The organism is uncultured Halorubrum sp., assembly GCF_937146585.1.
In the GTDB taxonomy this organism is placed as follows: Archaea; Halobacteriota; Halobacteria; order Halobacteriales; family Haloferacaceae; genus Halorubrum; species Halorubrum miltondacostae.
Genome location: NZ_CAKZRO010000033.1, coordinates 1 through 9060 on the forward strand (window position 1 = coordinate 1; position 9060 = coordinate 9060).

General features: G+C 72.4%; 6 protein-coding genes. 4 read left to right on the top strand and 2 right to left on the bottom strand.

Annotation, left to right across the window (positions count from 1 at the left end):
* Window positions 1-541, bottom strand: a 541-nt coding sequence (locus Q0116_RS03190) for a rhodanese-like domain-containing protein (protein ID WP_297885444.1), incomplete at its 3' end; no start/stop codon positions are given.
* Window positions 542-668: 127 nt separating this feature from the next.
* Between Q0116_RS03190 and Q0116_RS03195 the strand changes: the two genes are divergently transcribed.
* The 4 genes from Q0116_RS03195 to Q0116_RS03210 all read left to right on the top strand — a co-directional run bounded on the left by Q0116_RS03195 (window position 669) and on the right by Q0116_RS03210 (window position 3659).
* Window positions 669-1436 (top strand): AAA family ATPase, encoded by a 768-nt coding sequence (locus Q0116_RS03195; protein ID WP_297885446.1) that lies wholly within the window; start codon window positions 669-671, stop codon window positions 1434-1436.
* Window positions 1433-2143, top strand: coding sequence for a hypothetical protein (locus Q0116_RS03200; RefSeq protein ID WP_297885448.1), 711 nt, complete (start codon window positions 1433-1435; stop codon window positions 2141-2143). The genes Q0116_RS03195 and Q0116_RS03200 overlap by 4 nt, the downstream gene beginning before the upstream one ends.
* A gap of 85 nt (window positions 2144-2228) precedes the next feature.
* A complete protein-coding gene (locus tag Q0116_RS03205; RefSeq protein WP_297885450.1) occupies window positions 2229-2897 on the top strand; it encodes a hypothetical protein in 669 nt (222 codons plus the stop codon).
* 132 nt (window positions 2898-3029) lie between these two features.
* Window positions 3030-3659: a hypothetical protein gene (locus Q0116_RS03210; protein ID WP_297885452.1), complete on the top strand. Its 630-nt coding sequence runs from the start codon at window positions 3030-3032 to the stop codon at window positions 3657-3659.
* 345 nt (window positions 3660-4004) lie between these two features.
* Here the strand turns inward: Q0116_RS03210 and Q0116_RS03215 are convergent.
* Window positions 4005-9060: S8 family serine peptidase (locus tag Q0116_RS03215; RefSeq protein ID WP_297885453.1), on the bottom strand; the 5056-nt coding region annotated here is incomplete at its 5' end.

Below are 9060 nucleotides of genomic sequence, written 5' to 3' on the forward strand. Positions count from 1 at the left end.
CGGCGACGGCGACGCGGTCTGTGCCGTCGGAATCGGCGACGGCGACGCGGTCGTCGTCTGAGCCGGCAGCGGGGACGTGATCCGCGTCGCCCGGCTCGCGACCGCCGACCACGAGGTAGCCCAGGCACCCCTTCGCGCGGCGCTGGACCTGGACGACGTCGAGCGGCGGGGCCGCGTCGGGGCGGTCGGGGAGCGGGACCTCGGCGCGGTCGTACACCGCGGACCAGCCGCGCATCCCGTCGCCGACGACGGTCACGTCCTCGTACCCCGCGGCGTCGAGCTCGGCGGCGAAGTCGTCGGAGGCCTTCCCCTTCGCGCAGAGCGTGACCACGCTGTCGTCCGGCGAGAGCCCGGTCTCCCGCTCGAAGTCGTCGACGTCGAACTCGTGGAACGGCTTGTAGAAGTAGTGGATCGCGTCCGCCACGCGCCAGCCCGCGAAGCTCTCCTCGGGTCGCGTGTCGACCACGGCGAACGAGCGCTCGCCGCGCCGACGCGCGTCGATCCTGTCGCGGAACTCGGCGGCGGATATCGTCTCGGCCATAGTCGGGTCTCGGTCCGCGTGATCAAAAACGCTCGGTGGATGAGGGTGGCAGCCCGTGAGACGGGTCCGCGGGGAGGAGGCGACCGCGATGAAGAGGATTTATTCGGACCGCCCGGCGAGCGGGGATATGGTCGAGGCGTTCGCGGTCGCCAGCGGCAAGGGCGGCACGGGGAAGACGACGAGCACGCTCGCGCTCGGGATGGCGCTCGCGGCCGACCACGACGTGACGGTCGTGGACGCCGACACGGGGATGGCGAACCTCCTCTTCCACGCCGGGCTCGACGACGCGGCGGTCACCCTCCACGACCTGCTCGTCGAGGGGACCGCGACGGGCGTCGACGAGGCGACCTACGAGCGGTTCGGACTCTCGGTCGTCCCCTGCGGCACCTCGCTGGCGGGCTTCGAGGCCGCGGAGCCGGAGCGCCTCCGCGACGTGGTGGCGGAGCTGGCGCGCGACACCGACCTGCTCCTGCTCGACTCGCCGGCCGCGCTGGGGTCGAAGTCGGCCGTGCTGCCGGTCGTGCTCGCGGACCGCGTCGTGGTCGTCGTCGAGCCGACGATCCCCGCGCTCTCGGACGGGCTGAAGGTCCAGGAGTACGCGCGCTCGTACGGCACGGAGACGGCCGGCGTCCTGTTCAACAAGGTCCGGAGCGAGGCGGACGACGTCGCCGCGCAGGCGGAGCGGCACTTCGGCGGCTCGGTGCTCGCGAACGTGCCCGAAAGCGACGCGGTCCGCGCGGCGCGGCGGGCCGGCGAGCCGCTGCTCGCGCACGCCCCCGAGAGCGAGGCCGCCGCGCGCTACCGACGGGCCGCCGGCCGACTCGACGTGCGCGACGGCGACGGCGACGCGGTCGCCGACCGGTTCCGCAGCGCGGTCGTCCCCGACACGCCATGAGCGGGAGTCAGAGGGGCGACGAGACCGGGGAGCCGCCGACCCTCACCATCCCGCGGGGGACGCTCCTGCGTTCGCGGGTGGTCTCGGACGTCGGGACGACGCTGTCGCGCGCGCTCGACCGCGGGCTCACCGGCTACGCGACGCTCGTCCCGCAGGAGACGCTGCTGCTCTCGGGCGAGGCCCGCGGCGTCCTCACCTTCGAGGACGGCGTGCCCGTGCTCGCGTACAACACCGTGACGGACAGCGGCGGGCCGGACGCGCTCGCGGAGCTCGCGGTCCCCGGCCCCTACCGCGTCGAGCTGTACGCCGTCGACGCCGACGGACTGGCCGCGGCCCACAGGGAGGACGCCCTGCGCGTCGCGCCCGACGCGGCCGCGACCGAACTGGCCGACGACGCCGCGCTCGCGGACCGGACCCGCGAGGCGGCCCCGGCGGACCGGCTGCGGGACGACGCCGACGAGGACGACGCCGTCGCCGCCTTCCTCGCGGACGACGAGCGGATCGAGGCGATCCGCGAGCAGGCCCGGTCCGAGGCCCGCGACCGCGCCGCCGAGTGGGGGCTCGACGACGCGCTCGACGGCCCGAGCGAACCGGCCGGCGGCGAGGGGGAGACCGCCGAGCGCGCGACGGACGATGCGGACGGCGACGACCGCCACCGAGAGTCCGAGGGCCCCACCCCGCCGCTCGACCGGGGCTCGGGCGGGTGAGACGGCGACCGATCGAATTCGCCGGACGTTCGAAACGTCGGGGTCGCCGGTAATTTTTTTACCGCACACCATGTGAAGATATTACATGTCATCCGGTGGGAACGTCGAGGCGGAGAAACGGGCGGCGAGGGAGCGCGAGGAGCCGTCCGCCCGCGCGGGTTCCTCTGCGGGCGCGGCGGCCGACGACGCGGCGGGAGATAGCGGCCCGGCGAACGACGACCGGGTCGACGCGAACGAGCTCCTGGAGCTGCTCGGAAACCGCCGGCGGCGATTGCTGTGGCGGCACCTCCGGGCGGAGAGTGCGGAGTCGGCGCTCTCCGACGCGTCGCGGCGGATCGCGGCGTGGGAGAACGACGTCGAGCCCGCGGACGTCGACTACGACCAGCGGAAGAGCGTCTACACGTCGCTGCGGCAGTTCCACTGCCCGAAGATGGCCGACGCCGGGCTCATCGAGTTCGACGACCGCGACGGGACGGTGCGGCTGACCTCCGACCTCCCGGAGGAGCTCGTCTTGGAGATCGAACCGGACACGGAGAACGTCGGGCGGACCGCCGTCGGGGCCCTCGCACTGGCGACCGGCGTCGTCCTCGGCTCGTGGGCCGCCGGGCTCCCGGTGTTCGGCCCGCTCTCGTTCGGCGGCGTCGCGTTCGCCGTCGCCTCCGCCGCCGTCGCCGCGGGCGTGGTGTACGCCGCCGCCGCGCGCTCGGAGCACGGCGTCTCGCTCGGCGACGCGCTGGCGCGCGTCGACCGCTGACCGAACGGTTATTCCGGCCCGGTCCCTCCGATCGGTATCACGGTCCTCCGACTGCTGCGGCTGACGACGACCGCCGACTTCGCGAGCTGGTACGCCGCCGGCCGCGCGTACACGACCGACGTCGCCGAGGGCATGGGCTTCGCCGGCGTCGACTCCCTCGACGGCGACCGCGTCGAGCGCCGCCTCCGGACGGCCCCCGAGGAACTGACGCCGGAGGAGGCCCGCTCGGTCGCGGCGACCCTGTTGGCCGACGGCGCGTTCTCTGAGCCCTACTGCGAGTGGCTGCCGACCTGGTACGAACTCGCGCTGATCGCGCCGGTGCGGTACTGCGACTGGCGGCTGCGACGGGTCGCCGGCGCGGTCGCCGACCGCGCGTCCGTGACCGCGACCGCGCCGCGGTTCTCGCGACCGACCGACGTCCGGATCGACGGCGCGCCGGCGCTGTCGCGGGTTTCGGGCTTCCGCGAGCGGTTCCTCCTCGCCGACTCGCTGCTCCACCTGGAGTGGTTCGACCACGTCGCCGCGGCCGACGGCATCGAGGTGCCGGACGGCCTCGTGACACGGACGCGGGAGGAGTCGCTGTCGTACTACGGGGGCGGCCGCGACCGCCTCTCCCCCGACGTGCGGCGGTTCCAGCGCCACCTCTTCGCCGACGACCGCTGGGTCCGCCGCGTCGACGAGGCGTACGACCTCGACAGCGCGCTGTTCGGCGTGTGGGAGCGGCTGCTGCGCGACGAACGGCGGCGGCTCGGCGAGGAGTGAGCCTCGCTTTGTACGAGGATGTTACAGATCCTGTAACGAGTTACCGGATCTGATCGCAGAACGGCAGGTAAGTATAGACGGGGGTGAACTGTATAGAGGTACACGAACCACGGTTCGGTTCGCTGTCCCCCACCTTTGGCCCTCGTTTCGCCCGCAGCCGCGGCGTGTTCACCGCGGCCGGTCTCCGTCGCGTCTCTCCTGACTACCGGCCGGTTCCGCTCACGGCTCTCCTGGTAACTGGTCGGTTCGTCAGAGCCGGCGACCCCGTCGCGTTCGGCGGGCCGCTCGCGCCGCTCGGCGACTGTAAAATAAGAGAGAGGCCGCGTCGAGACGGGCGAGCCCCCGTCAGGCGGCGGGGGCCGCGACCGGAGTGACGTCCGGTTGACCGCCCGCTTCCTCGTCTTCCTCCGCGGCGGAGTCACCGCTCGAGGACGCCGCCATGCTCGCGGCCTCCTCGACGGAGTTCGCGAATAGGGTCAGCCCCTCCTCGGTGAAGTCGGCCGGGTCGTCGTGGAAGAAGTCCATCGCGATCGCCGTGTTCAGGACCTCGTTCCGGTCCTCGTCGATCGCGACGCCCGGCCCCTCGAACTCCCCGTCGTCGCTCGGGCTGAAGTCCGAGTGGCCGAGGACCTGGCCGTCGTAGCCGGTGAACCACGCGCCCCACGTGGTGCCGGAGTCGACGACCGGGACCGACTCGCCTTCCTCGCCGACGCCGTCGAAGATCGGGTGGTCGGACTCGATGTCGACCTCGACGGGCTCGCCGTCGGCGTCGAGCGAGACGGAGTTCCGCTCGGCCGGGTCCCCGCGGGTCTCGGTGAGCCGGAGGACGCCGTCGGCGTACGCCTCGGCCGTCGCGCCCTGGTAGGAGTCGAGGTAGACGACGGCCTGGTCGTCGCCGAGCGCGTCCGCGAAGTCGGCCGCCAGCGAGTCGCTGCCGAACCGCTGGACGACGAACACGTCGTAGCCGTCCATCTCGTCGAGCAGCTCGTCCGCCGTGAGCGTGTCGACAGTGGTGTAGACGTCGTCGTCGAGCTCCGCGGAGAGCGCGCTCGCGATCGCGCCCTCGTGGTAGTCGTTCTCGTCGACGACCGCGACGGAGACGTCCTCGGGTTCGCTCGGACCGTCGCCCGGCCCCTCGCCCGGCGGCTGGGGCGCGGTCGGCGTCTCGGGGTCCAACAGCGCGCGGTAGTCGTCGATAGTCGGGTCCTGCTCCATGTCGGAGAAGAGGGTGTAGCCGTCGCCCTCCGCGCCGATACCGACCCAGTACCCGCCGAACGGGTTGACCGCCGAGTCGGGGACCTCGCCCTGGCCGACGTGGCCGTCGGCGTGCGACTCGGCGACCATCCACGTGCTCGGCGTGTAGTAGTCGCCGTCGCCCTTGTTCGTGCCGTCGGTCCAGAAGGCGTACTCCTCGTCGTGGTACGCCGACGGACTCACCAGGTTCCACCCGTCGTGGAGGTCGACCTGTCCCGGGCTGGCCGGCCCGTCGCCGGACTGGAACTCGAGCGTGGCGTGGGTGTCCTCCTCGGTGACGACGAGGACCGCTGAGAGCGCGCTGAGGCTGTCGTTCGCCGTCAGCATCTGCCAGTCGCCGATCTCGGCGTCGTAGCCGTAGATGGCTCCCTCGAACCCGTCCTCGAAGGCCTCGCCGACCGTCTGGTCGGTGGCCGCCGGGAGGCCGACGGTGTAGGTCTCGTTGGCCTCCATCGTCAGGTCCGCGGCGAGCCGGGTCGTGTTCGCGTCGACCTCGTCGAGGTCGGCGGTGAGGTACGGCGAGTAGCCGACGTCGCCCGCGACGCCGTTGTTCACCTGCGGGCCGCCCTCGCCGAACCAGTTGAGCGGCGCGTCGAAGGAGCCGCTCTCCGCCTCCATCGCCGTCTCGGTCTCCGCGAGGTCGTTGAAGTGGACGGTGAGGTCGTCGCCCGCGTCGGACGCCAGCACGCCGGTCGCGGCGTCGACGTCGTTCAGCGCGAACTCGCCGCTCGTCGCGCCGCCCGAGAACACGAGGCCGGCGGTGGCGTTCGCGATCTCGTTGTGCGCGGCGTACGAGACGGCGGCGCCGCCCTCCGCGGCGATGCCGTACTCGCTGTCGACGACGGAGGCGTCGGTCAGGTTATTGACCGCGCCGCCGTCGACGTGGACTCCGTAGGCGGCGTCGGTCACCGACGCGTCGGTGAGGTCGACGCCGCTGGAACTCATCGACGCGATGCCCGCCTCGCCGGCGTCCTCGACGGACGCGCCGGTCACCGAGACGTCGGTCGCGCCGTCGAGCATGACGCCGTAGGAGACGTTCATCGCGCTCGGGGCGTCGACCGTGACGCCCGCGCTGTCGGCGATCCGGACGCCGGTGCCGGCGTCGGTCGCCTCGGCGTCGTGGACGGCGACGGAGTCGCTGCCCGCGACGTGGACGCCGTTCGCCGCGGCGCCCGTGGCGCTCACGTTCGTGACGGTGACGTCGCTGCTTCCGACGACTTGGACGGCGTCGGACGCACCGGTCACCGAGACGTCGGCGACGGTGACGTTGCTCGTCTCCGAGGCGCCGACGCCCGCGAGTCCCTCGGGGGTTTCGAGGTCGAAGCCCTCGAAGTGAGTCCCGCTGGCCTGGATGTCGACGTGCGCGTGGCCGTCGTCCGCACCGGAGTCGGGCGCGACGATCGTGGCGTTCTCACCGGTGATCGTCAGGTTCTGCGTCTCGTCGATCGAGACGGTCTCGGGGTAGGTCCCCTCGGTGACCGCGATCTCGGCGCCGTCTGGCGCGAGGTCGACGGCCTCCTGGATCGTCTCGACGTCCGCGCCGTCGCCGACCGTCAACGGCGCGTCGTACACCGCGGTCGGGCCGGTGGTGATCGTTATCTCGTGGGAGTCTTCCTCGGAGATGTTCCCGCCGTCACCCACCGCGTCCGGGTTGTTGGCGAAGGTGAACGTCGTCTCCAAGATCACCGATCCCACGGTGTCCTCCTCGGACTCGACTTCGACCATGTAGTCGTCGTCGGTCAGCGGCGGCGAGTAGGCGCGCCACTCGCCCCACGCGTTGATCGTGTCGCCAACGTAGAGGTCGAGCTCGGACTGGTTCGCGGTGCTGTCCTCGTGGAGCGACACCTTCACCTTCTCCAGCTGGTTGACGCCGTACTCGGCGCCGAACCGGTCGCCGGGCGCGTCCTGCGCGGGCTGGCCCCCGTTCAGGACGACCGGCGGCGTCGTCGCGGCCCACTCGGCCGCGTTCGCCAGCACGGCGTCGGCGTCGCTGCTGTAGTCGCCGGAGCTAACGAAGGCGCTCGAACCGAACGTCGACAGGAGCACCTCGCGCTCCTGCGCCAGCGTCGCGGCGGCGGGACCGTCCGTCACGCCGCCGGCCTGGACGTAGCCGACCGTCTGGAAGTCGGTGTCCTCGAACCAAGCGTGGTCGGCGAAGTCCGCGGAGTGGATACCGAACGTGTCGCCGACCTCGCCGACGCCCTCGAAGAGGGGGCTATCGGAGACGATCTCCATCTCCGGGTTCGGCGACGCGAAGCTGTCGGCCGTCGTCGCCGGGTCGCCGAGCGCGTCCGACCGCGCGGGGACGCCGTTGCTCCCGCTGCCCCACTGGTCGAGCCACACGACGCCCGTCGAGGCGCCCGCGGTGTTCGCCTTCAGGTCCGCGACGTGCGTCTCGTCGATCGCCTGGACCACGTACGCCTCGTACTCGTCGTTCGCCGCGGCGTCGACCGCCTCGCTGCCGGTGAGCAGCGAGACCTGGTACGAGCCGGGGAGCTGTGCGAGGAGCCGGTCGACGACGTCCTCGCCGTAGGAGCCGTCGTCGACGACGGCGATCGAGGTGTACTCGGCGAACACGTTCGTCGGGCCGGTCGTCACGGTGACCGTGTCGCCCGCGCCGGAGAACGTGTGGTCGAGCTCGAACGTGCCGTCCGTGTCCGCCTCGGTGGTGACGGTGAGCGTGGCGAGGCCGGTGAGGCCGCCGACGTCGACGTCCTCGCCCTCCTCGATCTCGGCGCCGTTGAGCTCGAACGTCAGGCTGCCGTTGTAGTCGCCCGCCCGCTCGACCGAGTAGGTCTCGAGGTTGGCGACGTTCACCTGTACCTCGAACTGCTGGCCGCCCTCGATCGCCTCGGGCTGGCCGGAGACCGGCTCGACGCCGAGCGCGTCGGCCAGCGTGAGGTTTTGTTCGACGAACGTCTCGTTGTCCGGGACGGAGACGTTCGCGCTGGTCTCCTCGTACCCGAAGCCGCTCGCGGTCACCGTGTAGTTGCCGGGCGGCGAGAGGACCGTGTACTCGCCGTCGGGGCCGGTCTCCGCCTCGAAGCCGGTCTCCTCGACCGCGACGGTCGCGCCCTCGACGGCGTCGCCGGCGCTGTCGGTGACGGTGCCGGTGACGCCGCTGTCGAGGGCGACCTGGTCGGCGGCCGCCTTGGCGTCGACGATGCCGACGCCGTACCGCGTGTCCGGCGTGCCCGGCGGCTCGGGCGCGTCGTCCGGCTTCCACGCGGTGTCCTCGATCGCCTCGATCGCCGTCTGGCGGTCGAGGCCGCCGCCGGCCGCGGAGAGGACCAGCGCGAACACGCCCGTCTTGTGGGGCGCGGACATCGAGGTCCCGGAGTACGTGCCGTCGTAGCCGCCGCCCGGGACGGAGCTCAGCACGTCCACGCCGGGCGCCGCCGCGTTCGGCACGACGTACTCGTCGGGCCAGTCGTCGGGCGCGTCGCTGCCCCACGCCGACGAGGTGTCGACGGTCTCCCCGCCGGAGAAGCCGGCGACGTCAGCGTTCTCGTCGACCGCGCCGCTCGCGAAGTTCGGGTAGACGTTCCCGGGAGACCCGGACGTCCCCGCCCCGCCGTTGCCGGCGGACGCGACGAGGATGACGCCCGCGTCGCGCGCGTTCTCGGACGGCTCGATCATCTCGGTGTAGTAGCCGCCGGCGCCGAGGCTCATCGAGATGATGTCGACGCCCGCGGTGTCGACCGCCCACTCCATCCCGGCCGCGACCTGCGTGAAGGAGCCGCCGCCCCCGGGGATGACCTGGCCGTGGTACAGCTCGACGTCCGGCGCGACGCCGAACGTCGGCACGTCGCCGGCGGGGCTCTCCGCGCCGGCGACCGTCCCGGAGACGTGCGTCCCGTGGCCGCTGGAGTCGGACGGCTCGGAGTCGATCGGGTTGCCGTCGCTGTCCCACGCCTGCCAGTGCTCGTCGTCGAGCTCCGGCAGGTCCGGGTGCGAGTCGTCCATGCCGGTGTCGAGCACGGCGACCTCGACGCCCTCGCCCTGGGTGTTGTACGCGTCCCAGACCTCCGTGGCGTTGACCATGTCGAGGCCGTACGTCGTCGAGTAGTTCTCCGCCCGCATCGACGACGGCGCGATCGGCTCGGTGTCGGCCGCCGGGGTCGTCCCCTCGGCGGAGTCGTCGGCC

Bases quoted from the DNA above. Each gene is read 5' to 3' on its own strand.
- Q0116_RS03200 (WP_297885448.1), top strand. From the start codon at position 1,433: ATGAGCGGGAGTCAGAGGGGCGACGAGACCGGGGAGCCGCCGACCCTC.
- Q0116_RS03210 (WP_297885452.1), top strand. From the start codon at position 3,030: ATGGGCTTCGCCGGCGTCGACTCCCTCGACGGCGACCGCGTCGAGCGC.
- Q0116_RS03195 (WP_297885446.1), top strand. From the start codon at position 669: ATGGTCGAGGCGTTCGCGGTCGCCAGCGGCAAGGGCGGCACGGGGAAG.
- Q0116_RS03205 (WP_297885450.1), top strand. From the start codon at position 2,229: ATGTCATCCGGTGGGAACGTCGAGGCGGAGAAACGGGCGGCGAGGGAG.